General features: G+C 68.9%; 29 protein-coding genes. 11 read left to right on the top strand and 18 right to left on the bottom strand.

From position 1 onward, the window contains the following. Positions 1 to 3 precede the first annotated feature (3 nt). From motA to flgB, 12 genes are all read right to left on the bottom strand, one after another. Positions 4 to 867 (bottom strand): flagellar motor stator protein MotA, encoded by an 864-nt coding sequence (gene motA, locus HD841_RS03730; protein ID WP_179507519.1) that lies wholly within the window; start codon positions 865 to 867, stop codon positions 4 to 6. Positions 868 to 1,116: 249 nt separating this feature from the next. Continuing rightward, positions 1,117 to 2,019 (bottom strand): flagellar hook-associated protein FlgL, encoded by a 903-nt coding sequence (gene flgL / locus HD841_RS03725; RefSeq protein ID WP_179507518.1) that lies wholly within the window; start codon positions 2,017 to 2,019, stop codon positions 1,117 to 1,119. An 8-nt stretch (positions 2,020 to 2,027) separates the two neighbouring features. Beyond that, complete coding sequence (gene flgK, locus HD841_RS03720; protein ID WP_179507517.1) at positions 2,028 to 3,386, bottom strand: flagellar hook-associated protein FlgK; 1,359 nt, start codon at positions 3,384 to 3,386, stop codon at positions 2,028 to 2,030. After that, positions 3,383 to 3,712, bottom strand: coding sequence for a rod-binding protein (locus HD841_RS03715; RefSeq protein WP_179507516.1), 330 nt, complete (start codon positions 3,710 to 3,712; stop codon positions 3,383 to 3,385). The genes flgK and HD841_RS03715 overlap by 4 nt, the downstream gene beginning before the upstream one ends. Next, a complete protein-coding gene (locus HD841_RS03710) occupies positions 3,709 to 4,806 on the bottom strand; it encodes a flagellar basal body P-ring protein FlgI (RefSeq protein WP_179507515.1) in 1,098 nt (365 codons plus the stop codon). Before HD841_RS03710 ends, HD841_RS03715 begins: the two co-directional genes overlap by 4 nt. A gap of 35 nt (positions 4,807 to 4,841) precedes the next feature. Then, positions 4,842 to 5,582 carry a flagellar basal body L-ring protein FlgH gene (locus HD841_RS03705; RefSeq protein WP_179507514.1) on the bottom strand — a complete coding sequence of 247 codons (741 nt, stop codon included), beginning with the start codon at positions 5,580 to 5,582 and terminating at the stop codon, positions 4,842 to 4,844. Continuing rightward, positions 5,582 to 6,370, bottom strand: coding sequence for a flagellar basal-body rod protein FlgG (gene flgG / locus HD841_RS03700; RefSeq protein ID WP_179507513.1), 789 nt, complete (start codon positions 6,368 to 6,370; stop codon positions 5,582 to 5,584). The genes HD841_RS03705 and flgG overlap by 1 nt, the downstream gene beginning before the upstream one ends. A 12-nt stretch (positions 6,371 to 6,382) precedes the next feature. Beyond that, the gene (locus HD841_RS03695; RefSeq protein WP_179507512.1) at positions 6,383 to 7,135 is read right to left on the bottom strand and encodes a flagellar basal body rod protein FlgF; all 753 of its coding nucleotides are present in this window, start codon (positions 7,133 to 7,135) and stop codon (positions 6,383 to 6,385) included. 23 nt (positions 7,136 to 7,158) lie between these two features. Continuing rightward, complete coding sequence (locus tag HD841_RS03690) at positions 7,159 to 8,454, bottom strand: flagellar hook protein FlgE (protein ID WP_179507511.1); 1,296 nt, start codon at positions 8,452 to 8,454, stop codon at positions 7,159 to 7,161. Between the two features lie 39 nt (positions 8,455 to 8,493). After that, complete coding sequence (locus HD841_RS03685; protein WP_179507510.1) at positions 8,494 to 9,222, bottom strand: flagellar hook assembly protein FlgD; 729 nt, start codon at positions 9,220 to 9,222, stop codon at positions 8,494 to 8,496. A gap of 3 nt (positions 9,223 to 9,225) precedes the next feature. Beyond that, positions 9,226 to 9,633, bottom strand: coding sequence for a flagellar basal body rod protein FlgC (gene flgC / locus HD841_RS03680; protein ID WP_179507509.1), 408 nt, complete (start codon positions 9,631 to 9,633; stop codon positions 9,226 to 9,228). A gap of 4 nt (positions 9,634 to 9,637) precedes the next feature. Beyond that, positions 9,638 to 9,982, bottom strand: coding sequence for a flagellar basal body rod protein FlgB (gene flgB / locus HD841_RS03675; protein WP_179507508.1), 345 nt, complete (start codon positions 9,980 to 9,982; stop codon positions 9,638 to 9,640). A 542-nt stretch (positions 9,983 to 10,524) separates the two neighbouring features. On the opposite strand from flgB, the gene HD841_RS03670 reads away from it, so the two are divergent. The 8 genes from HD841_RS03670 to HD841_RS03635 all read left to right on the top strand — a co-directional run bounded on the left by HD841_RS03670 (position 10,525) and on the right by HD841_RS03635 (position 16,738). Further along, a complete protein-coding gene (locus tag HD841_RS03670; RefSeq protein ID WP_179507507.1) occupies positions 10,525 to 11,172 on the top strand; it encodes a motility protein A in 648 nt (215 codons plus the stop codon). Beyond that, positions 11,169 to 11,690, top strand: coding sequence for a flagellar motor protein MotB (locus HD841_RS03665; RefSeq protein WP_257015192.1), 522 nt, complete (start codon positions 11,169 to 11,171; stop codon positions 11,688 to 11,690). Before HD841_RS03670 ends, HD841_RS03665 begins: the two co-directional genes overlap by 4 nt. Next, positions 11,687 to 12,205, top strand: coding sequence for a flagella basal body P-ring formation protein FlgA (locus tag HD841_RS03660; protein ID WP_179507506.1), 519 nt, complete (start codon positions 11,687 to 11,689; stop codon positions 12,203 to 12,205). The genes HD841_RS03665 and HD841_RS03660 overlap by 4 nt, the downstream gene beginning before the upstream one ends. A gap of 92 nt (positions 12,206 to 12,297) precedes the next feature. After that, entirely contained in the window at positions 12,298 to 12,606 is a 309-nt protein-coding gene (flgM, locus tag HD841_RS03655; protein ID WP_179507505.1) for a flagellar biosynthesis anti-sigma factor FlgM, read from the top strand. After that, the gene (locus HD841_RS03650; protein ID WP_179507504.1) at positions 12,593 to 12,907 is read left to right on the top strand and encodes a flagellar protein FlgN; all 315 of its coding nucleotides are present in this window, start codon (positions 12,593 to 12,595) and stop codon (positions 12,905 to 12,907) included. The genes flgM and HD841_RS03650 overlap by 14 nt, the downstream gene beginning before the upstream one ends. A gap of 132 nt (positions 12,908 to 13,039) precedes the next feature. After that, on the top strand, positions 13,040 to 13,888 hold the full coding sequence (locus HD841_RS03645) for a lytic transglycosylase domain-containing protein (protein WP_179507503.1): 849 nt from the start codon (positions 13,040 to 13,042) through the stop codon (positions 13,886 to 13,888). Position 13,889: 1 nt separating this feature from the next. After that, entirely contained in the window at positions 13,890 to 15,962 is a 2,073-nt protein-coding gene (flhA, locus tag HD841_RS03640; RefSeq protein WP_179507502.1) for a flagellar biosynthesis protein FlhA, read from the top strand. After that, on the top strand, positions 15,959 to 16,738 hold the full coding sequence (locus HD841_RS03635; protein ID WP_179507501.1) for a sigma-70 family RNA polymerase sigma factor: 780 nt from the start codon (positions 15,959 to 15,961) through the stop codon (positions 16,736 to 16,738). Before flhA ends, HD841_RS03635 begins: the two co-directional genes overlap by 4 nt. 219 nt (positions 16,739 to 16,957) lie before the next feature. Here the strand turns inward: HD841_RS03635 and msrA are convergent, their stop codons facing one another. After that, positions 16,958 to 17,497, bottom strand: coding sequence for a peptide-methionine (S)-S-oxide reductase MsrA (msrA, locus tag HD841_RS03630; protein ID WP_179507500.1), 540 nt, complete (start codon positions 17,495 to 17,497; stop codon positions 16,958 to 16,960). Positions 17,498 to 17,559: 62 nt separating this feature from the next. Between msrA and galE the strand changes: the two genes are divergently transcribed. Further along, on the top strand, positions 17,560 to 18,558 hold the full coding sequence (gene galE / locus HD841_RS03625; protein WP_179507499.1) for a UDP-glucose 4-epimerase GalE: 999 nt from the start codon (positions 17,560 to 17,562) through the stop codon (positions 18,556 to 18,558). A 165-nt stretch (positions 18,559 to 18,723) separates the two neighbouring features. Here the strand turns inward: galE and HD841_RS03620 are convergent, their stop codons facing one another. Genes HD841_RS03620 through HD841_RS03600 form a run of 5 tightly spaced genes read right to left on the bottom strand, consistent with a single transcriptional unit; the run spans position 18,724 to position 23,467 of the window. Beyond that, on the bottom strand, positions 18,724 to 19,395 hold the full coding sequence (locus HD841_RS03620; RefSeq protein WP_179507498.1) for a phosphatase PAP2 family protein: 672 nt from the start codon (positions 19,393 to 19,395) through the stop codon (positions 18,724 to 18,726). Positions 19,396 to 19,432: 37 nt separating this feature from the next. After that, positions 19,433 to 20,836 (bottom strand): amino acid permease, encoded by a 1,404-nt coding sequence (locus HD841_RS03615; protein WP_179507497.1) that lies wholly within the window; start codon positions 20,834 to 20,836, stop codon positions 19,433 to 19,435. 34 nt (positions 20,837 to 20,870) lie between these two features. Then, positions 20,871 to 21,518, bottom strand: coding sequence for a GntR family transcriptional regulator (locus HD841_RS03610; RefSeq protein ID WP_179507496.1), 648 nt, complete (start codon positions 21,516 to 21,518; stop codon positions 20,871 to 20,873). A gap of 28 nt (positions 21,519 to 21,546) precedes the next feature. Continuing rightward, positions 21,547 to 22,545, bottom strand: coding sequence for a 4-hydroxyproline epimerase (locus HD841_RS03605; RefSeq protein ID WP_179507495.1), 999 nt, complete (start codon positions 22,543 to 22,545; stop codon positions 21,547 to 21,549). A gap of 7 nt (positions 22,546 to 22,552) precedes the next feature. Further along, on the bottom strand, positions 22,553 to 23,467 hold the full coding sequence (locus HD841_RS03600) for a dihydrodipicolinate synthase family protein (protein ID WP_179507494.1): 915 nt from the start codon (positions 23,465 to 23,467) through the stop codon (positions 22,553 to 22,555). Positions 23,468 to 23,537: 70 nt separating this feature from the next. Here HD841_RS03600 and HD841_RS03595 point away from each other — a divergent pair, with 70 nt between their 5' ends. Next, a complete protein-coding gene (locus HD841_RS03595) occupies positions 23,538 to 24,770 on the top strand; it encodes an NAD(P)/FAD-dependent oxidoreductase (RefSeq protein ID WP_179507493.1) in 1,233 nt (410 codons plus the stop codon). Then, on the top strand, positions 24,767 to 25,963 hold the full coding sequence (locus tag HD841_RS03590) for a M24 family metallopeptidase (protein WP_179507492.1): 1,197 nt from the start codon (positions 24,767 to 24,769) through the stop codon (positions 25,961 to 25,963). Before HD841_RS03595 ends, HD841_RS03590 begins: the two co-directional genes overlap by 4 nt. Positions 25,964 to 25,988: the final 25 nt, after the last annotated feature.

Raw genomic sequence — 25,988 nt, 5'->3', positions numbered from 1 at the left:
CGCTTACTTGCCCCGCAGACCGTCGAACACCTCGGCGAAGCCGGGCTGGTTCTTGTGGGCGATGCCGGACCGCGCCGCCTCGATCACCAGCGGCTGCGGGTGGCCGTGGAGCGAGGCGATGATGATCTGCTTGACGACCATGTAGATCGCCGCATCCGCGTCGAGCACCTGCTTGAGCCGGCCGGCGAGCGGCGACACGATGCCATAGGCCAGCAGCACGCCCATGAACGTGCCGACGAGCGCCGAGCCGATCATGCCGCCGAGCACGGTCGGCGGCTTGTCGATCGAGCCCATCGTCTTCACGATGCCCAGCACCGCCGCGACGATGCCGAGCGCGGGCAGCGAATCGGCGAGGCTGGTGAGCGTGGTGTGCGGCCCCTCGACCTCGTGGTGATGCGTCTTGATCGAATGATCCATCACCTCCTCGACCGCGTGCACGTCGAGCGTGCCCGACGAGACGACGACGAGGCGCAACGTATCGGCGATGAGGTTGACCAGCGTATGGTCGGCGAGCAGGCGCGGATATTCGCTGAACACCGCCGACGACTTGGGATCCTCGACATGCGGCTCGAGCGCGATCGGGCCGTCCATGCGCAGCATCTTCATCAGCTTGCTGACGAGGAAGATGACGTCGAGATAATCCTGCTTCTTGTACTTGGGGCCCTTGAACACCTTGGCGAGGCCGCCGCCCATCGCCTTGAGCTCGGTGCCCGAATTGCCGATGATCAGCGCGCCGGCAGCGGCGCCGCCGATAATCAGCATCTCGTGCGGGATCGCCTCCATGACCGGGCCGAGCGCGCCGCCAGTGATGGCGAAGCCGCCGAACACCATGGCGAGAAGGACGACGAGACCGATGGCAGGAAACACTGTGGGAAACCCCCGTTGCGCCGGCCCGGCCGGCAATCCGATACCCCGGGATTAACTGCACTTCCTAGATAAGTGGTTACCGCGAAGGTGAGTTTGTTTGGCCGATCGTCCGATCGACCACGAACGCCGCTCTCCCGACACATGCCGGATACCGCTTTTGCCGGAACGGCGGCGCGGCGCGGCGACACCCATCCTGCGCGTCCCGGCATGGGCCGGGATGAGGAAGGTCCGGTCGCCGGAGGCGCGCGCTTACTTCAGATAGTCGAACAGCGAGAGGCTGGAGAGCTTGCTGAAGCTGGCCTGCGAGGCGGACAGCGCGGTCATCATCTGCTGAAGCTGGACGACGGCATCGGTCATGTCGACCTGTTCGAGCTTGCCGCGCAATTCGCTGCGATCGGTGTTGGCGGTGACCAGCAGCTGCTGTTGCAGATCGACGCGCGCGCCGCGGGCGCCGACCGAGGCCGAGACGTCAGCGACCTGATTGACCGCCTGGGTGAGCTGGTCGAGCGAACTGCTCGTGGTCGCCGAGACATCACCGCCGCCGTCGAGCGCGGTGGCGAGCTTGCTCAACATCGCCAGCGTGTTGTCGTTGCCACCGGCGAGCGAGAAGATGCGCTTGGCGCTCTCGGTCGCCTGCACGCTCTGGCCGTCGGCGATCGGCACTTCGGACACCTGCACGTCGGGCGGGAAGGTGAAGGTGCCGTCCTTGTTGTCGACCACCGCAAGGCCGCCCGACGCCGAGCCGAACAGCGGCTGACCGCGGACGTTCTTGGTATTGGCGAGGCCGACGAGCGAGCCGACGATCGAGTTGAGTTCGGTCGCGATGATCTTGCGCGTCGCGTCGGTCTGCGTGCCGTTCGCCGCCTGCGTCGCCAGTTCGGTCGCGCGGGTGAGCTGGGTGGCGATCTGGCTGAGCACGCCATCCGCCTGATCGAGCAGCGAGCCGGCGAGCGTGATGTTGGCGCCGTAGACCGCCGCATCGGCGTCCTTGCGGTCGAATTCCGCCAGCTGCTGCGACGCGGCGGGATCGTCCGACGGCCGCAGGATCTTCTTGCCCGTCGAAATCTGCATCTGCAGCTCCGACGCCCGCTCGTTCATCTTCGAGAAGCGGGCGGTCGCGTTGCTGTAGAAAAGGCTGGTGGAGATCTGCATGGCGCGCCCTAGCGGATATCGAGGATGGTCTGCATCGTCTCGCGCGCGACCTGGATCACACGGCCGGACGCGGCATAGGCCTGCTGGAAGCGCATCAGATCGACCGCTTCGGCATCGAGGTTGACACCGGTCGCGGCGGACAGCGCAGTGGCCGCACCGTCACGGATCGCCGACTGCGCATCGGCAATCGTGTTCTTCTGCTTGTAGGCCGTGGCATTGCCGGTGACGAGCGCGGTCAGCGAGCTTTCGAAGCCCTTGCTGACCCGCGTCGCCTCCAGCGCGGTGAGGTTGGACGAGTCCCGCACGCCACCACCCTGCGCGGCGGCGATCTTGCCGGCGGCGATCTGGCTGCCCGAGGTAAACAGCGCCGAGACGCTGACATCGGTCGGCTTGTCGCCGATGGTGAACATCGCGGTGCCCGGCGCACCATTCTGGTCGAGGCCGGCGGTCTGATTGTCGTTGACCGCACCGACGAAGGTCTTGGCAACGGCGTCGAGTTCCTGGCGGATCGCCGTGACACGCTCGGCGCCATCGGTGATGCCGGCGACGGTGCCGCCGGTTGCCGCGATCTGGTTCTGGACCGCGCCCACCGTCACCGAAAAGGCAACGCGGCCGGCGCTGTCGCGGTCATAGGAGACGGTGCCGCTGGTCACGCCCTGCACGAAGGCCGGGCCGGGCGAGCCTGCGAAACTCACCGTCGCACGACCGATCGCGTCGGTCCGGCTGGTGATGTCGGCGATGCCGCTCATCTGCGACAGGATGTTGTCGCGCTGGTCCATCAGCTGCGCGGCGGCGGTGCTGCCGATCTGCGCCCGGCTGAGGCTCTCGTTGATCTTGGTCAGCGATCCGCCCAGCGACGTAAGGTCCTGCGCCGCCTGGTTGCCGGCGCTGTCGATATCGGCATCGACCTGGTCGAATGCCTTGCCGGTCGCGGTGAAGGCGATGCCGGCGGAGGCGGCGGCGCTCATCATGCCGGTGCGCAGCGCGGTTGAATTGGGTTCGGCAGCAAGGCTCTGCGCCGAGGCGAAGAACGAGGTGACGCGCGAGGTCAGCGCATTGCCGGTCAGCGCACCCTGGATGCGGTCCAGCCATTCCGCACCCTTGGTGGTGCGGGCGAGATCACTGGTCGAGGCGCGCAGCGCCGCGCTGGCATAGACGTCGGACGCGCGGTTGATGCCGGTCAGGACGATGCCGCCGCCGGCGCCATAGGGATTGGTCGAGCCGCTGCCGCCGGACACCTCGGCGATGTTCACCGTCCGGCGGGTATAGCCCGGCGAGTTCACGTTGGCGATATTCTCGCCCACCGTGGACAGCGCAGTCTGGTATGCGCGGACGCCCGAAGCGCCGATCGACAGCAAATCGCTCATTTCGGAGATTCTGCAGCAGAATCATTAAGATCGGATTGCGACTTGGCGAGGAACGCGGTCATCGCCTTGCCGATGCCGAGCGGCGTCGTCTCTGCCATCGACTGGGCGACACGCGCATCCTGCATCTCGGTGAAGGTATCGAGCGCCTTCGAATCGAACAGCGGATCGGCGAGCTTCGCCTGACGCATGCTCTTGAGCATCATGCCGGTGAACACCGCCTCGAACTTCTCGCCCGCCTTCTTCAGGTTGTCGGCGGACTTGAGCCGCGACGTATCGGTCGAGATGCCGCCGGTGGCGGCGACGGGGGTGCTGCCGAGCGTCGTCATAGCACGATCAGCTCCGCCTTCAGGCTGCCGGCTTCCTTGAGCGCCTCGAGGATCGCGACGAGATCGGCGGGCGAGGCACCGATGGCGTTCACCGCCTTGACGATGTCCGCGAGCTTCGGGCCGGGGTTGATGAGGAACATCGGCTTCTTCTCCTCTTCGATCGACACGTTGGACTTCTTCTCCAACGCGGTCTGACCCTGGCTGAACGGCGCCGGCTGGCTGATCCGCTGGTTCTCGTCGATGCGCACGGTCAGCTTGCCGTGCGTCACCGCGGCAGGACCCACCCTGACCGCAGAATTGATAACGACCGTTCCGGTGCGCGCATTTACAATTACTTTTGCGGACGGCTCGGCGGAGGTGACGTCGAGGTTCTCGATCGTCGACATCAGCGTGGCGCGAACGTCGGCGCCCTGCGGCGCGCGCACCGCCACCGACACGCCGTCGACCGCCTGCGCGGTGCCGAAGCCGAGCTTGGCATTGATCGCCTGGGCGACGTTCTGCGCGGTGGTGAAATCGGAGCGGGCGAGGTTGAAGGTGAGCATCGGCGACGAGTCGAAGCCGGTGGCGACGGCGCGCTCGACGGTGGCGCCTTCGGGAATGCGGCCGGTCGAGGGCACGTTGACGACGATCTTCGAACCATCCGCGCCCTCGGCACCGAGGCCGCCGACCGCGAGATTGCCCTGCGCCATCGCATAGATCTGGTTGTCGGCACCGAGCAGCGGGGTCAGCACCAGGCTGCCGCCGCGCAGGCTCTTCGCCTTGCCCATCGACGCGACGGTGATGTCGAGCCGCTGGCCGGGCTTGGCGAAGGGCGGCAGCTCGGCGGTGATCATCACCACCGCGGCGTTCTTCATGCCCGGATTGGCGCCCGGCGGCAGCTGCAGGCCAAAGCGCGAGGCGACGGCCTTCAGCGACTGGACGGTATATTCGAGATTGTCGTCGCCGGTGCCGGGCAGACCGACCACCACGCCATAGCCGGTGAGCTGGTTCGAGCGGATGCCCTGGAACCCGCCGAGGTCCTTGATCCGGTCCGCGGAGGCGGGCGCGGCGCAGGCGAGGGTCGCGAGCAGCGAGGCAAGGAGGAGACGGATCATGGCGGACACTCTGCGCGACAGGCGGTTGCGGGGCGTCAGAACGGGCTGACGACGGAGAAGAAGCGGCTGAGCCAGCCCTGCCGGCCGGCGCGGGCGACATCGCCCTTGCCGGTGTAGGCGATCTGCGCATCGGCGACGCGGGTCGACAGGATGCGATTGTCCGCGCCGATATCGGCGCTGCGGACGATGCCCTTGATCTGCAGGAATTCGTCGCCGCGGTTGAGCGTGACGCGCTTCTGCCCCTGCACCAGCATCGTGCCGTTGGGATAGACCTCGGCGACGGTCACCGAAACCTCGCCCGACAGCGAGTTCGCCTGATCGGCCTGGCCCTGGCCGTCGAAGCCGCGGCTGCCGCTGGCGGTGACGTCGGTCGAGTTGAACAGCTTGAGCGGTCCGGTGCTCGGCGGCGTGATGCTGCCCGAGCCCTTGGAGTCGAGCTTGGAACCCGACGACTTGGACGCGGCGGTACGCTCGACCAGCACGATGGTCAGCGGATCGCCGACGCGGCGCGCGCGCCAGCCCTCGTACAGCGCGGCATAGCCATCGCTCGCCTGGAAGATCGAACCGTTGGCGGGCGCCGGTGCGGGCGCGACGGGGGCGCGCGCAACGGTGAAGTCCTCTGCCGGCTTTTTCTTGAAGATGCTGGCATTGGCAGCGGCCGGCGCAAAGGCGGCGAGCACGAGCAGGCCCGCGGCGGTGGCGAACCACGCCGTGGCGAGCGCGAGTTCGGCCCAATGGCCGGCACCGGCGCGCCAGGCACGGGAAACGGACGGCATCACAGGTTCTGGTTCACGTACTTGAGCATCTCGTCGGACGACGAGATCATCTTCGAATTCACCTCATAGGCGCGCTGCGTCTCGATCATGTCGACGAGTTCCTCGACGACGTTGACGTTCGACGCCTCGAGGCTGCCCTGGCGGATGTTGCCGCGGCCATCCTGGCCGGCGACGCCGAGGTTGGCGGCGCCAGACGAGGCGGTTTCCTTGAGGTAATTGTCGCCGGTCGATTGCAGGCCGGTCGGGTTGGGGAAGCTCGCGACCTGGATCTGGCCGATGTTGGTGCCCTCGGCCTGGCCGGGAACCTGCGCGGTGACGGTGCCGTCGGTGCCGATCGACACCGAGGTGGCGTTGGTCGGCACGGTGATGCCGGGCATCACCTGATAGCCTTCCGAGGTGACGAGCAGGCCTTCGGGCGACCGGTTGAAATTGCCGGCGCGGGTATAGCCGAGGTTGCCGCCGGGCAGCTGCACCTGGAAATAGCCGTCGCCGTCGAGCGCCATGTCGAAGCTGTTGCCGGTCTGGGTCAGCGAACCCTGCGTGTCGATCCGGGCGGTGCCCTGGATGCGCACGCCGGTGCCGAGGTTGAGGCCGGTCGCATATTTCGTCTCGGCGGTCGATGCCGCGCCGGGCGCGGTGATCGTCTGATAGGCGAGCGTCTCGAACGCGGCGCGATCCTTCTTGAACCCCGTCGTGTTGACGTTGGCGAGGTTGTTCGAGATGACCCGCATGCGCGTATCCTGGGCGTCGAGCCCGGTGCGCGCGATGTGCATGGCGGAGGAGGACATCGTGTTCGTTCCTTAACTCGGGAGGCGCATCACGGAGGTGCTGCTCTCGTCCATATCCTTGGCCGATTTCATGAGGTTGGCCTGAACCTCGTAACTGCGCTGGTTCTCGATCATGTCGACCAGCGCCTGCGTCATGTTGACGTTGGAGCCTTCGAGCGCGCCGCCCTGCACCTTGGCGTCGAGGTTGGCGGGCAAGGTGCCGCCGCCCTTGACGCGGAGCAGGTTGTCGAGCCCCTTCAGCGTCGCCGTCCCCTTGGTGTCGACCAGCTTGAGCCGGTCGAGCACCTGCGGGTTCCGCACGTCGCCGCCCTGCGGCACGATGCTGATCGTGCCGTCGGCGGAGATCGTCAGGCTGTCGTGCGGCGGCACCGTGATCGGCCCCGCCTGTCCCTGGACGATGAAGCCGTCGCCGGTCTGGAGCACGCCAGACGGCGCGATCTCCAGATCGCCGCGGCGGGTGTACGCCTCGCTGCCGTCGCCCGCCTGCACCGCCAGCCAGTCGGTGTTGCCGGTGATCGCGACGTCAAGCGCGCGGCCGGTCGACTGGATCGCACCGGGCGCGCGATCGGCATCGGTCACCTCTTCGCTGGTCGGCATGCGCGCCTCGAACTGCGCGCCGCCGCCCTTCATCTCGATCCGGTCGAAGACGACGCGGTCGGCGCGGAAGCCGGTGGTGGACGCGTTCGCCATGTTGTTGGCGATCGCGGCCTGCGCCTGCATGTGCGCACGCAGCCCGGTCGCCGCCGTATAGACCAACTTGTCCATTTAAGGCCCCCGCTCCGCTTCGCTTAGTTGCGGATCTGGATGATGGTCTGCGAGACCTGGTTGGCGGTATCGAGCGCCTTCGAGTTCGCCTGGAAGTTGCGCTGTGCCGCGATCAGGTTGACCAGTTCCTCGGTGATGTCGACGTTCGACCCTTCGATCGTGCCGCTCATCAGCGAGCCGAAGCCGTCGGCGCTCGCCGACCCCAGCGTCGCCGCGCCCGACACGCCGGTCGCCGCCCAATAGCTGCTGCCGATCTGGCGCAGGCCAGTCGGGGTGGAGAACTTGGCCAGCGCCACCTTGCCGAGCGGCTTGATGTCGCCGTTCGAGAAGCTCGCCTGGATCAGGCCGGCGTCGGTCACCGTCACGCCGGCGAGCTGGCCGACGGGGATGCCGTCCTGCGTCTTGGCGTTGACCGCGAAGGCCGACGAAAGCTGCGTCGAATTGGTCAGGTCGAGCGACACGGTCTGCGCGGCGGCACCCGAGGTCGGCGCGAAGGTGTTGAAGTTGATGACCGGCTGCGAACCGCTGGTCAGCGTACCCTTGTCGTCGAAGGTCAGCGTGATCTTGTCGGTCTTGGCCGCGCCAGTGCCGGTGGTCATCGGCTGGTCGTTGACAAAGGTGTAGACGTCCCAGGCGCCGGTGGTCGCAGGCGGACCGGCGGTGCCGCCGGCGGTGCGGACGTAATAGCTGGTCATCGTCATCGGATTGCCATTCGCGTCATAGATGCGCGAGGCGACCGAGTTGTTGTAGCTCGTCGTGTCGGTGCGATCGAACTTGTAGTCGACGCTCGCGCCCTTGACGGTCGAGGTCGACGACATCTGCACCGCGGTGGCGACCTTGCTGGTGCCCTTCGGCGTGCCGCTGGTCTGCTGGATCTGCAGCGTGGTCAGGCCCTTCTCGCCGGTGGCGGTGACGTTGCCGTCGCTGTCGACCGGATAGACCATCAGGTAGCTGCCCTGCGCGTCGACGACGTTGTTGTTCGAATCGACCGAGAAGGCGCCGTTGCGGGTATAAGTGGTCGAGTCGCTGGTGCCGGTCGACCGCATCGTGAAGAAGCCTTCGCCGACCATCGCCAGGTCGAGCGCGTTCGACGTGGTGCTGAGGTTGCCTTCCTTGAACTGCTGCGTGTTGCCCTTCACGACCACGCCCGAGCCGACCATCTTGCGCGGATCGGTCGAGGTGCTGGATGCGATGATGTCGGCGAACTGCGTGCGGCTCTTCTTGAAGCCGGTGGTCGAGACGTTGGCGAGATTGTGGCTGATCGTCGCCATGTCGGTCTGCGACGCCTGGAGGCCGGAAAGCGAAGTGTAGAAGGACATCGGGTTACTCCTTGGAAGCGGTAGGTCGGCGGATAAGGGTCAGGTGGCGGAACGGACGTCCGAGGGGTCGACGTCGCCGACCCCCAGGACCTTGAGCTTGGGGGCGCCGCTGGACGGCAGCGACACGGATTCGACGGGCGCCCACACCAGCGTGCGGCTGGTCACCGTCTTGTCGCCGGCGGTGGCGAAGGCGGTGATCGTGAAGGGGCCGGGGCCGACGCTGTTGCCGGCGCCGTCCTTGCCGTCCCAATCGAAGGTCGCGGTGCCCTTCTTCTGCGTGCCCAGCTGCAGGTTGCGCAGCGTGCCGCCGTTGGCGTCGGCGATCGAGACGTTGACCTGCGTCGCATCCTCGTCGAGCTCGACGGCGCCGTCGAGATTGCCGGAGGCGCGCGGATAGGCGGTCGAACCGGCGGTCAGCACGGTCTTGCCGACATAGCTCATCGCGTCGGACGCACTGGTCGAGCCGAGCTTGGTGGCGACGCCGGTCAGCGTCTTGTTCATCTCGCTGATGCCGGCGACGGACGAGAATTGCGCCATCTGGGCAACCATCTGGGTGTTGTCCATCGGGCTGAGCGGGTCCTGGTTCTTGAGCTGCGTGGTGAGCAGCTTCAGGAAGTCGTTCTGGTCCAGCGTCGTCTTGGTCGTCCCGGGGGTCGACGAAGCACCGGTCGGCATGTTCGCGCTGGTGTTGGGCGCCGCACGCTTGATGCCGAGCTTGTCGAGCGTCGCATCGAAGGTCGACTGGGCGGTCGAGGCAGTGGTCACCATGGTTTAGCGTCCCAGCTTGAGGGTATCGATGGTGAGCTGCTTGGCAGTGTTCATCACCTCGACGTTGTTTTGGTAGGAGCGCGCGGTCTCCATCATGTCGACGAGCTCGCGGCTTTCATCGACGGCGGCCTGGAAGATGTTGCCATCCTTGTCCGCGAGCGGATTGTTCGGGTCGTAGACCTTGGTCGGCGCCTCGCCGGCGGTGACGATCTTCTCGACATCGACGGTGGCGAGGCCGCTGGCGGCGTCGAAGCTGGTGCGGAACACCGGCTTCATCGTCTTGTACGCGGTCTCCGCCGAGCCGGTGGTGCCACCGACATTGGCGAGGTTCGACGCCGTCGTGTTCATGCGGATGAGCTGCGCGCTCATCGCACGACCGGCGACCTGGAAGACGTTCATCGGATCGGCCACTGGCTTATTCCCCCTTCAGCGCGCGGGTGATCTGGCCGATGCGCCCGTTCAGGAACGACAGCGTCGTCTGATACTGGACGGCATTCTCGGCGAAGGCGGTCTGCTCCTCGTTGAGCTCGACCGTGTTGCCGTCCATCGAGGTCTGCAGCGGCACGCGATATTTGGTCGCGGCATCGAGGCTGCGGTTGCCGTCCTGCTCCAGCGTGGCGAGCGCCGACTTGAAGTCGATGTCCTTGGCCTTGAAGCCGGGGGTCGAGGCGTTGGCGATGTTCGACGCCAGCACGCCCATACGCTGCCCGCGCACTTCGAGGGCGGCACCATGCACTCCGAACAAACTGTCTGCGGCCATCGGCCCAAATCTCCGGCGCTCCATTGCGCTGCCAGGACTAAAGCAACCGCCGTGCCAGTTTTCGATTCCGGCTGGTGCGGACCGCATTTTCGGCGCCGGCGAGGAGGGTGGAAGCGGACCGGCAAGGCAAGCGGCAAGCGCTTGCCGGGCATTGCCGGGGAGCGGCAATCGCTGCCGGATCGATGCACCGGATGGTGTTGGATGCGTTTACCAATTTCGGTCAATTCGCCACCGACATGCTCGGTCGTGGAACACCCGCAGGCGCATGCGCGCGAGCTGGCCCCGTTTGCCGCGCGGCGTCACCCCGCCACCCGTCACCCCGGACTTGTTCCGGGGTCCACTCTGCGGCGAGGAGAAAGGCGTGATGGGAAGCCTTTCTCTTGCGGCCCGGTGGACCCCGGAACCAGTCCGGGGTGACGGGTAGGAGAAGGACGCCGAGCGAACCCCACTGCCGCGGCCTGCCGATGCCGAACGCCCCCCATCACACGCCGACATCACGTACCGCCAGCCCAACTGGCCCGCCCCTTGCATCACCCTCGCGCATGTTGATTGCCCAGTTCTTCGATCCCGTCGCGCTCGCCATCGTCGGCGGCGGCACGACCCTTGCCGCGGTGTTGCGCGCGCCGTTGCGCGATGCGCTCGGCGCGGTGTCGGCGTTGCGTGTCCTCGTGCGCCGGCCGTTCCGCGCCGACGCGCTGCTCGATCAGGTCGCCGCACAGGCGCGGATCGCCAAGCGGCATGGCGTCGTCGCGCTCGACCGGTCGGTGATCGCCGATCCCGACGTCGCCGCCGCGATCGCCGCGATCGTCGACGGCGCCACCCCGCGCGAGGTCGAGGCGCTGCTGCGCTATCATCGCCAAGCGCGGGTCGCCCGCCACGTCGCGATCGCCGAGGTCTGGTCGTCGGCGGCCGAGGCGGCGCCGGCGATGGGCATGGTCGGCACGCTGATCGGCCTGGCCGGCATGTTCGCCAACATGACCGATCCCAAGGCGATCGGCGGTGCGATGGCGATCGCGCTGCTCGCGACGCTGTACGGCGCGCTGCTCGCCAATCTGGTGCTCACCCCGATCTGCCACCGGCTGCGCGCCGCGGGCCGGGTCGAGGCATTCGAACGCGCGCGGATCGAGGCGCCGCTGCTCGCGCTCGCGCTGCGCGAGACGCCGCGTCATCCCCTGCAGAGCGTCGCATGACCGGCGACGCGCTCTATCCGCCTTCGCCGCCCGCCAGGCCGCTGTGGCTGGTGACGCTCGCCGACCTCGCGCTGCTGCTGGTCGGCTTCTTCGTGCTGATCCAGGCGAGCGAGAAGCCGCATGCGATCACCGATGCGCTGCGCGAGAGTTTCGGCGGCACCCGCGCCGCAGCGGCGCTGCCGGTGATGGCCGCCGGGCTGTTCGACTTCGCACCGGGCGCGGCGGCATTGCCCGCCAGCCCCGCCACGGTGATCGCCTGGGCGCGTGAGGCGGTGCGCGATCCGCGCGTCGCGCTGACCGTGACCGGATCGACCGACGGCAGCGCCGCCGATGTCGATCGCGCCACCGGCAGCGCCGCGTTGCTCGCCGCGGATCGTGCGCGCGCGCTCGCCGCCGCGCTCGCGCCGGTCAGCGACCGCATCACCATCACCACCAATCCCCGTCCCGGCCGCCGCGCCGCGATCGTCACGCTCGCCTTCGTCGGCGAACAATCCAACCCGATGGACCATCAGCCATGATCTTCCTTCCCCTGCTGCTTGCCGCTGCTGGCGGCGCCGTCGCCTTCCAGGATACCGGCGGGCTCGACCGTGCCGTCTCCGCCTTCACCAGCCGCCCGATCGGCGCCGAGGGCGGCGCCCGCACCGCGATCGACAGCCGGCTGCGGCTGGCGGCCTGCTCGACCGTGGCGCTCGCCTGGCGGACCGAGGCGCATGACGCGGTCGTCGTGTCGTGCTCGGGACCGGACTGGCGCATCTTCGTGCCCGTGATCCGCCCCGCCAACGCCGCCCCGCCCGCCACCACCGCCGCGCGCCCGATGACGGTCGCCGCCAAGGCGGAGCCGGTGATCCGCCGCGGCGACCCGGTGGTGATCGAGGCGGGCTCGGCCGGCTTCTCGATCAGCCGCGAAGGCGTCGCGATGGGCGATGCGCCGCCGGGTGGCCGCTTCATGGTCAAGGTCGACGACGCCAAGGGTCCGGTGCAGGCGATCGCGCTGGAAAGCGGCCGCGCCACCCTGCCCGGCTGGGGCGAGTGACGCCGCCGGCATGACGATGGAATCTTTTTCGTTAAAGCCGCACGCCGATCGGCCGTTTATCCTCATGTCAGGCAACACAGATAGGTGCGGACATGGTGGACTCGATCGGCTCAACGCCGCTGAACGGAAGTGGGAGCGTCTCGCGCGTCGCCGCACCCGCGGCTGCGCCGGCGGTGCAGCCCGCGGTGCAGCAGGCGACGCAACAGGCGCCCGCGGCGAATACCGCGACGCAATTGACCAACCTCGCCCGGACGCTGTCCGCCGAACCGCCGGTCAACAGCGATCGCGTCGACGCGATCAAGAAGGCGATCCAGAACGGGTCGTTCCCCATCCTGCCGGCGACGATCGCCGACCGGCTCATCGCACTCCGGCTCGATTGGGTAAGCAATGACGCGGCGTGATGCCCTCATCCAGGTGATCGACTCGCTCCATGCCGAGATCGACGCCCTCAAGACCAACGACGTCAGCGCGCTGGAGCGCGCGACGCAGGAAAAGCTCGCCGGCATCGAACAGGTGGCGGCGCTCAGCACCGGTCCCGCCGGTGACGACGTGCGTGCGCTTGCCGACGAGGCGAACCGGCTCAACGAGACGTGCCGGATCTACGTCAATCTGATGGCGGCAAATGTTCGCCGCCGCCTGCAAATTCTGACCGGCGATGCCGGCCATGGCTTCCGCCCGACGCTGGTGTCGGCCTACGCCTGACCGGCCCCCCGCCCCGCCCGGGGCAGCGCGCGGCACGCGCATCCGATTGCCCGCCCTGCACCCCGCGCACGGCGCAACTGGCACGGTCCTTGCTGATCACACCTGCGACAACTGGGGTGTGCTTTCTTCGTAATGACCGTCAATCCGATTTCATCCGGCCGGGTACAGTCCGCGATCGCGCTTGCGAGCAGCAAGACGGGCGTGGACTTCGACTATCTGCTCGGTCAGGCCAAGATCGAAAGCGGGCTCAACGCCAATGCGCGCGCCGGCACCTCGTCGGCGTCGGGCCTGTACCAGTTCGTCGAGCAGAGCTGGCTCGCGGTCGTCAAAAAGCACGGCGCCGAGCACGGCATGGCCTGGGCGGCCGACAGCATCGGCCAGTCGCGCGGCCATTTCACCGTCAACGATCCCGCCACCCGCTCGGCGATCCTCGCGCTGCGCAACGATCCCACCGCCGCCTCGCTGATGGCGGCGGAGCACGCCTCCGACAACAAGGACGTGCTCGAAGGCACGCTCGGCCGCTCGGCCAACGGCACCGACCTTTACATGGCGCATTTCCTCGGGATCGGCGGCGCCAAGAAATTCCTCTCGGCGATGCAGAGCAACCCCGGCGCATCCGCCGCGTCGCTGTTCCCGCAGGCGGCCGGCGCCAACCGCTCGATCTTCTACGCCGGCAACGGCCAGCCGCGCTCGCTGTCGGCGATCTACCAGCGCTTCGCCGACAAGCTCGGCGCGGCGAGCGACAGCACCACCGAGACGCGCAACGCCAACCTCGCCTTCGCCGCGCAGGCGCTCGACATGGACGGCTCCACCGTCGTCACCGGCGGCAACCAGAGCGCCGAGGACGCGCTCGCCTGGGCGACGCAGGCGATGGGCCGGTTCGGCGCCGGCAAGCCGGCCGCAGCCAACAGCCTGCTGCGCCCGTCCCCGAACAATGCGAGGCTCGCCTATATGATGCTCGCCAGCATGGGGGGCCGCTGACGTGAACAAGCTGCTCGCCTCCGGCCGCGGCGCGGCGCTGCCGCTCGCCATCCTGCTGCTCGTCGTCGTGATGGTGGTGCCGATCCCGGCCTTCCTGCTCGACATCTTCTTCGTCGCCAACATCGCGATCAGCCTCGCGGTGCTGATGGTGTCGCTCAACGCGCAGAAGCCGCTCGACTTCTCGTCCTTCCCGACGGTGCTGCTGTTCGCCACGCTGTTCCGCCTCGGCCTCAACGTCGCCTCGACCCGTATCGTGCTGGTCCACGGTCACGAGGGCGAGAGCGCGGCGGGCCACGTCATCGAGGCGTTCGGCACCTTCCTCATCGGCGGCGACTATGTCGTCGGCATCTTCGTCTTCGCGATCCTGATGATCATCAACCTGATCGTCGTCACCAAGGGCGCCGGCCGCGTATCGGAAGTCTCCGCCCGCTTCACCCTCGACGCGCTGCCCGGCAAGCAGATGGCGATCGACGCCGATCTCAACGCCGGCCTCATCACCCCCGACGACGCCAAGAAGCGCCGCGTCGAAGTGGCGACCGAGGCCGATTTCTACGGCTCGATGGACGGTTCGTCGAAGTTCGTGAAGGGCGACGCCGTCGCCGCGATGCTCATCCTCGCCGCCAACGTCGTCGGCGGGCTGATCCTCGGCCCGGTCAGCCATGGCATGACGATCGCCGCGGCCGCGAAAAGCTATATCCTGCTCGCGATCGGCGACGCGCTCGTCGCGCAGCTGCCCAGCCTGATGCTGTCGATCGCCGCCGCCGCAATCGTCACCCGCGTGTCGTCGGACAAGGATCTCGCCGGCCAGATCGGCGGCCAGTTCGGCTCCCCGCGCACCTGGACGCCGGTCGCGGTGATCCTCGGCCTGCTCGGGCTGCTGCCGGGCATGCCGCATATCGTCATCCTCACCGCCGCCGGGCTCGCCGGCTTCGCCGCCTGGAAGCTGCGCCAGATCGAGCGCCGCCCTGCCGTCGAGGCCGCCCCCGCGGTGGCCGAAGAGCCGGCCGATCCGTCCAAGATCGGCTGGGACGAGGTGACCGACGGCATGCAGGTCAATTTCGACATCGGCTACGGCCTGGTGCCGCTGGTCGATCCGCGCCGCGGCGCGCCGCTGATGGGCCGGATCACCGGCGTGCGCCGCCAGCTGTCGCGCGAGCTGGGCTTCGTCGTGCCGCAATGCCGGGTGCGCGACGACATCAACCTCGCGCCCTATACCTATCGCATCCTGATCAACGGCGTCGTGCTCGGCGAGGATCAGGTGTCGCCTGACGAGATGCTCGCGCTCGACACCGGCCAGGCCTATGGCGCGCTCAACGGCAAGAAGGCGAAGGACCCGACCTTCGGGCTCGACGCCACCTGGATCCCGTCGGGCGATGCCGATGCGGCGACCGGCGCAGGCTTCCTCGTCGTCGACGCCGGCACGGTGATGGCGACGCACCTCAACCATCTGCTCGGCGCCAACGCGACCGACCTGCTCGGCCCCGATGAGGTCCAGTCGCTGCTCGACGGGCTCAAGGAGCGCGCGGCGCAGCTCGTCGCCTCGCTCACCCCCAGTCCGCTGCCGCTCACCACCCTCACCCAGGTCCTCAAGGGCCTGCTTGCGGAGAACATTCCGTTGAAGGAATTCCGTCGCATCGCGCAGGCGATCGCCGTTGCCGCCACGCGCAGCGCCGACGCCGAAGAGATCATCGAGCTGATCCGCCCCGAGCTCGGCCCGCTGATCATCCAGAAGCTGTGCGGCGTGCGCGAGCCGCTGCGCGTGATGACGCTCGACGGCCAGCTCGAAGGGCTGCTCGGCCAGGCGGCGCGCGCCGACCAGTCGCGCCGCCACGTCATCGAGCCCGACCTCGGCCGTCGCATCGTCGACGCGCTGCAAGAGGCGGCGCAACCGCTGATCGCCGAGGCCAAGCCGTTCGCGCTGGTCGTCCAGCCGGCGATCCGCGTCGCGATCCGTAAGCTGGTGAAGACCGTGCTGCCCGACACGCCGGTGCTGTCTTTCTTCGAGGTGCCCGAGGAGAAGGCGGTCGAGGTGGTCGCGGTGATCGGCCAGCAGCATCAGGCGCTGGCGGCATGAGCGCCGAGCCGATGCAGCAGCGCTTCGCCGCCGCGACGCCGGCGCCGGCCGCGATGGTGCCGCAGGGTCCGCTCACCTATTCGCGCGCCTCGCGCCCGGGCGGCGATCAGGAAGCGATGATCCGGCAATATCTGCCGCTGGTCCGCCGCATCGCCTGGCACGTCCATGGCTCGATGAGCTCGATCGTCGAGGTCGAGGACCTCGTGCAGATCGGGCTCGTCGCGCTGGTCGAGGCGGTCGGCCATGCCGCCGAACAGGGCGCGCAGTTCCGCGCCTATCTGCAGACCCGGCTGCGCGGGGCGATGATCGACGAACTGCGCCGGCAGGCGACGACGACGCGCGGCGCGATGCGGCGGCGGCGGCAATATCATGCCGCGGTGGCAACGCTGACGGCAAGCACCGGCCGCGCGCCCGACGAGGCGGCGCTGGCCAAGGAACTGGGGGTGACGGTGGAGAAGCTGCGCGCCGAATACGAGACCGCCGATGCGGTCCGGTTCGAATCGATGGACGAGGTCTATGCGGACGACCTGCCCTGGTTCGCCGACGACACGCCCGACGCGTTCGAGCAACTCGCCGCCAGCGACCTGCGCGACACGCTGATCGCCGCGATCACCGCCCTGCCCGAGCGCGAGGCGCTGGTGGTGCAGCTGTTCTACGTCGAGGAACTGAACCTCGAGGAGATCGGCCAGGTCATCGGCGTCGGCGCGGCGCGCGTCTGCCAGATCAAGGCCGCCGCGCATGCGAAGCTGAAGAAGGCGCTCGCGCGGAAGGTGTGAATCATTCCTCCCCCGCCAGGGAGTGCCGGGTTGGATTGCCCCCGGCAATCCAAGCACATGCCGGGGGCATGTGCGACCCGGCACTGTGGCACGGCGAAGCCGTGACGGAGGGGGAGGACAGGGCGGAGCTTCGTTGTCCGGGCTCCCGCCCTGTCCTCCCCCTCCACCATTCGGCTAGCGCCGAACGGTCCCCCTCCCCTGGCGGGGAGGACTTGGCGGTTACGCGGTCACCGCCTTCGATCGCGCCGCGAAGCTCTTGCGCAGCTTCTGCAACTTGGGCGGGATCACCGCCATGCAATAGGGGTTGGAGCGGCCCGATGTCTCCCAATAATCCTGGTGATAGCCCTCGGCGGGATACCAGGTCGACATCGGCTCGATCGTCGTCACGATCGGCTTGGCCGAGTCCGCCTGCGCGCGCTCGATCGCCGCACGCATCTCGGCCTCCTGCGTCTCGTCCGCGGGGAACATCGCCGAACGATATTGCGTGCCGACGTCATTGCCCTGGCGGTTGAGCTGCGTCGGGTCATGCGTCGCGAAGAAGATGTCGAGCAGGTCGCCGAGCTGCAATTGCTCGGGGTCGAAACCGATGCGGATCGCCTCGGCATGGCCGGTGTCGCCGCCGCACACCTGCTTGTAGGTCGGATCGGGCACTGAGCCGCCGATATAGCCGCTCTCGACGCTCTCGACGCCGATCACGTCCTTGAACACCGCTTCGGTGCACCAGAAGCAGCCACCGGCCAGTGTCACATGTTCGGTCATGATAGTCTCCTTTGCGCCGATGTAGGAACGCGGTAGGGCGCGCGAAAGACGGGAGAAACATGATGGCGTTCCAGGGTAAGGTGATGGTGACCGGCGGGGCCGGCTATATCGGCAGCCATGCGGTGCTGGCGCTGCTCGACGCGGGCTATGAGGTTGTCGTCGTGGACAATCTCGTCACCGGCTTCGACTGGGCGGTCGATCCGCGCGCCACGCTGGTACAGGCGAACATCGAGGACGACGCCACCGTCCGCGCTGCGATCCGCGAGCATCGGGTGCGCGCCATCATGCATTTCGCCGGATCGGTGGTGGTGCCGGAATCGGTGAGCGACCCGCTCAAATATTATCGCAACAACACCGCCGCGACGCGCGCCCTGCTGGAGAGCGCGGTGGTCGAGGGCGTGCCGCACTTCATCTTCTCGTCGACCGCCGCGACCTATGGCACGCCGGCCAAGGTGCCGGTGCAGGAGAGCGACCCGACCGTGCCGATCAACCCGTACGGCATGTCGAAGCTGATGACCGAGGCGATGCTGCGCGACGTCGCCGCGGCGCATCCGATCAATTATTGCGCGCTGCGCTATTTCAACGTCGCGGGCGCCGATCCGCAGGGCCGCTCGGGCCAGTCGACGGTCGGCGCGACGCACCTCATCAAGATCGCGGTCGAGGCGGCGACCGGCAAGCGTGAGGCGGTCTCGGTGTTCGGCACCGACTTCGACACGCCCGACGGCACCGGCGTGCGCGATTACATCCACGTCAGCGACCTCGCCGCCGCGCACGTCGCCGCGCTCGAACTGCTCGTCGCCGAGCCGACCAAGAGCCATACGCTCAATGCCGGCTACAATCGCGGCTTCTCGGTCAACGAGGTGCTCGACGCGGTCGATCGCGTCACCAACCTGACGATCCAGCGCCGCTACGAGGGCCGCCGCGCCGGCGATCCCGCCGCGCTCGTCGCCGACAATGGCGCGATCCTCGCCGCGCTGCCCTGGCGGCCGCAGCGCGACGACCTCGAGACGATCGTCAAGGACGCGCTCGCCTGGGAACGCAAGCTCGCCGAACGCGGCTGATCGGTCAGGGGGCCGACATTCTACTCTGTCGGCCCGCCGTCCTGCACGACGGGCATCCGGTATCGACGCGTCGCGCGTCGCTCTTGCTCGTCGGCGCAGGAATCGAAACGATCGGACTGGTTCGTTTCCATTAAGCTGTCCATCTTGCCCCGACGGGGCGGCGGGTCAGCGTTCCCCGCCGATCGCCGCCCGTGCCCGCGCGGTGGCGGTCCACCAGCCGAGCGCCCAGAGCGTGCCGAAGCTCCAGCCGGCGAGCACGTCGCTCGGCCAATGGACGCCGAGATAGACGCGGCTGCACCCGATCGCGCCGACCAGCAGCACCGCGACGACGAGCAGATAGCGCCGCGCCGCGCGATCCGGCGTCACCTGCCCGGCGAGCGAGGCAAGCGTCAGATAGACGACCGCGCTCGACGTCGCATGCCCGCTCGGGAAGCTGTAGCCGCCGGCATCGACGAGGTGCGGCACCAGATCGGGGCGCGCGCGCAGCACCACGCCTTTCACCGCATCGACCACCCAGCCGCCGGTGAGGCTGGCGAGCGCGGTCGCCGCCGCGGTCAGCCACAGCCGCTGGATCAGCAGGAAGCCGGCGACGATCACCACAATCACGGTCAGCACGACACCGCCGCCGAGCGCGGTGATGTCGCTCGCCACTTTGGGCAGCCACGCCGGCCCGCCCCAGGCGCGCGCGCCGACGATGATCGCGCGGTCGAAGGCGAAGGGATAGCGGCTGGTCGCGAACGCCCCGACCAGCAGGATCACGAGGCCGACCGCGATCAGCGCGAGTCCGGCGAGCAGGGGCGGCAGGCGGCGGGCGCCGACGGAGGGGGCATGAGTCATCGTCCCGTCCGAACGTGCGACCCGGCTGCCGGTGCCCTCACCGCCGCGCGGCGAGCCCGTGCCGGCGGCCATAGGCCAGATAGGCGGCGAGCCCGATCGCGTTCCAGCCGAGGAAGCGCACCAGCGTCGCCTGCGGCAGGCTCCACAACAGATAGAGGCAGCCGAGCACCGCCAGCGTGCCGACGACGAACGGCGCCGGGCAGCGGAACAGCCGCTTCGCCGCGGGCGCGCGGCGGCGCAGCACCATCATGCACGTCGCCACCGCGATGAAGGCGAGCAAGGTGCCGGCATTGGCCAGTTCGGCGATCTCGTCGAGCCGGAAAAGCCCCGCGACCAGCGCGATCGACACACCGGTGAGCAATGTGATCCGCACCGGTGCGCCAGTGCGCGGGCTGAGCGTCGCGAGGCGGCGCGGCAGCAGGCCGTCGCGCGCCATGGTGAAGAAGATGCGGCTCTGCCCGTACATCATCACCAGGATCACCGAAGGCAGCGCGATCACCGCGGCGAGCGCGATCAGATGGCCCGCGAACGGGCGGCCGAGGCTGCGCAGCACGAGCGCGAGCGGCTCGGCGGAATGGCCGAGCTGCGCGAACGGCAGCGCGCCGACCGCGGCGACCGCCACCGCCATATAGATCAGCGTGCACACGAGCATCGAGCCGACGATGCCGATGGTCAGGTCGCGGCCGGGGTTCTTCGCCTCCTCCGCCGAGGTGGCGACCGCGTCGAAGCCGTAGAAGGCGAAGAAGACGATCGCCGCCGCCGCCATCACGCCGCGCTTGGTGCCGCCGCTCTCCACCGATCCGAAGCCGTAAGGCATGAACGGGTGGAGGTTGTCCCCGTCGAACGCCGGCAGCGCGAAGGCGAGGAACAGGCCGAGCGCGGTCAGCTTGACGATCACCAGCACGATGTTGAGCGTCGCGCTCTCGCGCGTGCCGAGCAGCAGCAGGCCCATCACGCCGAGCGCGACCAGCACCGCGGGCAGGTTGATCAGCCCGCCGCCATGCGGCCCGGCGAGCAGCAGCGCCGGCAGGTGCACCCCCGCCGATTCGATCCAGCCGACCAGATAGCCCGCCCAGCCGACCACCACGGTCGAACAGGCAAGCGAATATTCGAGGATCAGGCTCCAGCCGACCACCCAGGCGGCGGTCTCGCCCAAAGCGGCATAGCTGAACGTATAGGCGCTGCCCGCCGCCGGGATCATCGTCGCCAGCTCGGCATAAGCGAGCGCGGCGCAGGCGCAGACCGCACCGGCGATCGCGAAGGCGAGGATCACCGCCGGCCCGGCGCGCTCGGCGCCGACCCCGGTCAGCGTATAGATGCCGGTGCCGACGATCGCGCCCACCCCCAGCGCGATCAGATGCGGCCAGGACAAGGTCTTGGCGAGCGCCTGCCCCGCGTCCGGGCGCAATACGGCGTCGAGCGATTTGCGCGGCCCCAGCATGATCCGATCCCCCTCCTTATGACATGGTCGCGCCTCAGCCGGCGGCGAATTGCTCCCGCAGGTCGGCGAGCGTCGCGGCGATATGCGCGGCGAGCAACGTCTCCAGCGCCGCACCGTCGCGCGCGAGGAAGGCGTCGAGCAGGCCGCGATGCTCCTGATGCGCGCGCGTCTCCCGCCCCGCGGGGGCGAGATGCGCCACGACATAGCGTTCGGCGAGGATCGACAAGCGCTCGATCAGCTGCGTGGTCAGCAGCCGGCCACCGGGACGCACCAGCGCGACATGGAATTCGCGATTGGAGATCGCCACCTCGGCAAGGTTGCTGCCGGCGGCGCGGTCGAGCCGCTCGAACGCCTGCACCACCGCATCGCGCGCCGGCGAATCGGCGCGCGATGCGGCATAAGCGGCGGCGGCGGGCTCGATCGCCAGGCGCAACGCATAGATCTCCTCCGCCTGATCGGTGGAGAGCGCGCGCACCATATAGCCGCGATTGGCCTGGCTGGTCAGCAGCCCCTCCTGCTGCAGGCGGCCGAGCGCCTCACGCAGCGGGATCTTGCTCACCCCCAGTTCGGCGGCAAGCGCGTCCTGGCGCAGCGGCGTGTCGGTCGGCAGCTGGCCGGTGACGATCCGCTCGCGCACGATCTCGAACACGCGTTCGGACAGGGTGCGGATGACGATGCTCATCGTGTGGCGCCGATCGGAAGCGACACCGTCATGTGACCTGGAAACCCTCCCAGAACGGGTCGGCGCGATCGATCCAGATCGTGTTGAAGCCGGTGGCGATCGCCGATCCCTCGATCGACGGCACGATCGCCGGCATGTCGCCAAGCATCGTCGCGGCCTCGACCCGGCCGATGAAGCGGCTGCCGATATAGCTTTCGTGGACGAAGCGGTCGCCGACCGCGAGCGCGCCCTTGGCGGCGAGGTGCGCGAGCCGCGCCGATGTGCCGGTGCCGCAGGGCGAGCGGTCGATCGCCTTGTCGCCGTAGAACACCGCGTTGCGGCCGTCGGCGCCTTCGCCCCTCGGCCGGTCGGCCCACAGCACGTGGCTGACGCCGCGGATCGTCGGGTCGAGCGGATGGACCGGCTCGAACGCCGCCTGCACCGCGGCGCGGACGCCGCGGCTGAGCGCGATGATCCGGTCGGCGCCGAGCTGGTCAAGCCCGGCGTAATTGCCCTGCGGCTCGACGATCGCATAATAATTGCCGCCGTAGGCGACATCGATCGACAGCGGCCCGATCCCCTCGACATCGACCGCGATACCGGTCGCCGCGACATAGGACGGGACGTTGGTGATGCGCACCGCGGTCACCTTGTCGCCCGCCGTCTCATAGGCGATGTCGATCACCCCGGCGGGCACCTCGACGCGCAGCCGCCCCGGCTTCGCCGGCTGGATCAGCCCGTGCTCCAGCCCGAAGGTGACGATGCCGATCGTGCCATGGCCGCACATCGGCAGGCAGCCGCTGGTCTCGATGAACAGGATGCCGATATCGGCGTCGGCGGTGGTCGGCGGATAGAGGAAGCCGCCCGACATCATGTCGTGGCCGCGCGGCTCGAAGCACAGGCCGGTGCGGATCCAGTCGAAGCGCGCCAGGAAATCCTGACGCCGCTCCGACATCGATCCGCCGCGCAGCAGCGGCGCCCCGCCGGCGACGAGGCGGACCGGATTGCCCGCGGTATGACCGTCGATGCAGAAGAAGGTGTGGCGCACCGGGCGTTCAGGCCGCTGCGGCGGTCGTCAGCACCGGCCGCGTCGCCGCCGCCGTCTCGACCATCGCGATCACCTCGGCGCGGCGCGCGCCCTCCAGCACGTAGCGCGGCGGCAGCACGCGCTCCGAACCGCGGCCCATCACCTGCTCGGCGAGCTTGATCGACTGGACGAGGTCATGCTCGGCGTCGAGGTGAAGCAGCGGCATGAACCAGCGATAGATTTCCATCGCCTTGGCATGATCGCCGCGCTCGAACGCGCGCACCAGCTCGACCGATTCCCTGGGGAAGGCGTTGGTGAGGCCGGATACCCAGCCCTGCGCGCCGAGATAGAGCCCCTCCAGCGCGACGTCGTCGAGCCCGGCGAACAGCACGTAGCGGTCGCCGAACGCGTTGCGGAAGTCGGTGAAGCGGCGCGTATCCGGCGCGGATTCCTTGACCGCGACGATATTCGGCACCTCGACCAGGGCGGCAAGCACCTGCTGGTCGATCACGGTGCGATAGGCGGGCGGATTGTTGTAGAGCATGATCGGCAGGCCGGTCTGCTCGGCGACGCCGCGGAAATGGTTCACCAGTTCGTGCGGCTTGGGCACATAGACCATCGGCGGCAACAGCATCAGCCCGTCCGCCCCGGCCTTCTCCGCCGCCTGCGCATAGCGCACCGCGCGACGCGTGTCGTATTCCGATACGCCGGTAACGACCGGGACGCGCCCCGCCACCGCCTCGACGATCGCGGTCAGCGTCGTCACCTTCTCGTCGAAATCGAGCGAATTGTTCTCGCCGACGGTGCCCAGTGCGATCACGCCGGTGACGCCGTCGCGCACCAGATCATCGACGACGCGTTGCGTATCGGGCAGATCGATCGAAAGGTCCTCGCGCACCTGAGTCGTCACCGCAGGGAAAACGCCCCTCCACCCGATCGTCATGCTGCTTGCGTCCTCTACCATCTGTGGAATATCGTATACCAAAGCATAGAAGCGCGGCAAGGACAAGATGATGCAACGCAAGGTCGCGATTCTGGGCGGGGGTGTGGTGGGGTTGGCCAGCGCGGTGACGCTCGCCCGTGCCGGTCATGCCGTCACCGTCTTCGACCGCGATGCCGGGCGGCAGGCGCCGTCGTGGAACAACGCCGGCCATATCGCGGTCGAACAGGTCGCGCCGCTCGCCTCGCCCGCTTCGGTGGCAAGCGCGTGGCGGCGGCGCTTTGCCGCGGGCGGCGCGCTCGACCTGCCGCTCGCGATGGCGCGCGACTGGCTGCCGTTCGTGCCGCGCTATCTCGCCGCCAGCCGGCCGTCGCGCTTCCGCCACGGCAGCCTTGCGCTCGGCGGGCTGCTCGCCACCGCGATGCCGGCATGGCGGCGGCTGGTGACCGCGATCGACGCCCCCGCATTGCTGCGCGAGGACGGCCATCTCGTCGCCTGGCACGATGCGGCCAGTGCCGAACGGGGCGCCGCCGCCTGGCGCGCGGCGGATACCGGCGTCGCGACGATCCGCGACGCGGGGCCCGAGGATCGCGCGCGGATCGCGGCGGTGTCGGCGGTGCCGGTTGCCGGCGCGATCCGCTTCACCGGCAGCGGCCAGATCGCCGACCTCGGCGCACTCGCCGCCGCGCTGGAAGCCGCGCTGATCGCCGCCGGCGGCCGGCTCGTCCGCACCGCGGCGACGCTGACCGTCGACCTAGGCCGCGCTGCGGTCACCGGGCACCCCGCCGATCTGGTGGTGGTCGCCGCCGGCGTCGGCAGCGCCGCGTTGATGACCGGCACGGGCCATGTGGCGCCGCTGATCGCCGAGCGCGGCTATCACATCCGCGCCGCCGCCGACGCCTGGCCCGCCGACTGCCCGCCGCTGGTGTTCGAGGACCGGTCGATGATCGTCACCCGCTATGCCGAGTGCGTGCAGGCGTCGGGCTTCGTCGAGTTCGGCAATGCCGCCACGCCGCCCGACCCGCGCAAATGGCAGCGACTCGAGGCGCAGGTGCAGGCGCTCGGACTGGCGATGCGGCCGCCGTTCACGCGCTGGATGGGGGCGCGGCCGACTTTGCCCGATTACCTCCCCGCGATCGGTCGCTCGCGCCGCACGCCCAACCTGCTCTACGCCTTCGGCCACCAGCATCTCGGCTTGACGCTGGCGGCGACGACGGGCGAGATCGTCGCCGCGCTCGTCGCGGACCAGGCCGCGCCGATCGACCTCACCCCCTTTTCCCTCGACCGTTTCGGAGCAACACGATGACCATCGGCGGATCGAACGCAGCGGCGGAACTCGCCACCCTCGCCCCCTGGCCGGACCCCGCGCCGGTGATCGGCGCGGTCGAGCGCAGCGACCGGCTTGCCCGCGCGCGTGCCGCCACCGCGGCGAGCGGCGCCGCCGCACTGCTCGTCACCGCCGGCGCGTCGCTGCGCTATTTCACCGGCGTCGGTTGGTCGCCGACCGAACGGCTCGTCGCGCTGCTGCTGCCGGTCACGGGCGAGCCGATCGTGATCTGCCCGGCGTTCGAGCGCGGCTCGCTGATCGCCGAGCTGGAGATCGCCGCCGACATCCGCCTGTGGGAAGAGGATGAGGACCCGGTCGCCCTGGTCGTCGACGCGCTGCCCGCCGGCGCGACGCTGGCACTCGACCCGCTGCTGCCGTTCGCCGTCGCGCGGCGGCTCGGCGCGACGCTGACGGTCACCGACGGCGCTGCGATCATCGACGGGCTGCGGATGATCAAATCGCCGGCCGAGCTCGCGCTGATGGCGCAGGCGAAGGCGATGACGCTCGAGGTCCACCGCCGCACCGCGCGCATCCTCGCGCCGGGCATCCGCGCCAGCGAGGTCAAGCGCTTCATCGACGACGCGCATCGCGCGCTCGGCGCGCCGGGCTATACCTTCTGCGCGGTGCAGTTCGACACCGCGACCGCCTTTCCGCACGGCCTGCCCGGCGATCAGATACTGGCGGAGGACCAGCTCGTGCTGGTCGACACCGGCTGCGCGATCCACGGCTACCAGTCGGACATCACCCGCACCTATGCCTTCGGCCGCGTCGACGACGACATCCGCGCGACCTGGGATCTGGAGAAGGAGGCGCAGACCGCCGCCTTCGCCGCGGTGCGCCCCGGCGTGCCGTGCGAGGCGGTCGACGCGGCGGCACGCGCGGTGCTGGAGCGCGCCGGGCTCGGCCCCGACTACCGCCTGCCCGGCCTGCCGCATCGCACCGGTCATGGCATCGGCCTGTCGATCCACGAGCCCGCCTATCTCGTCCGCGGCGACACGACGCCGCTCGCGCCGGGCATGTGCTTCTCGAACGAGCCGATGGTCGTCGTCCCCGACCGCTACGGCATCCGGCTCGAGGATCATTTCCACGTCACCGCGGACGGCGCCGCCTGGTTCACCGAACCGCAACCGTCGATCGACCGGCCCTTCGACCTGGATGGTCCGACGGTCTGACGCCTCGGGCTGGGAGCCGACCGCA

Source organism: Sphingomonas melonis (assembly GCF_013409985.1).
Classification (GTDB): domain Bacteria; phylum Pseudomonadota; class Alphaproteobacteria; order Sphingomonadales; family Sphingomonadaceae; genus Sphingomonas; species Sphingomonas melonis_A.
Note: the sequence above shows the minus strand (reverse complement) of the source record. Positions and strands in the feature narration are given on the sequence as shown.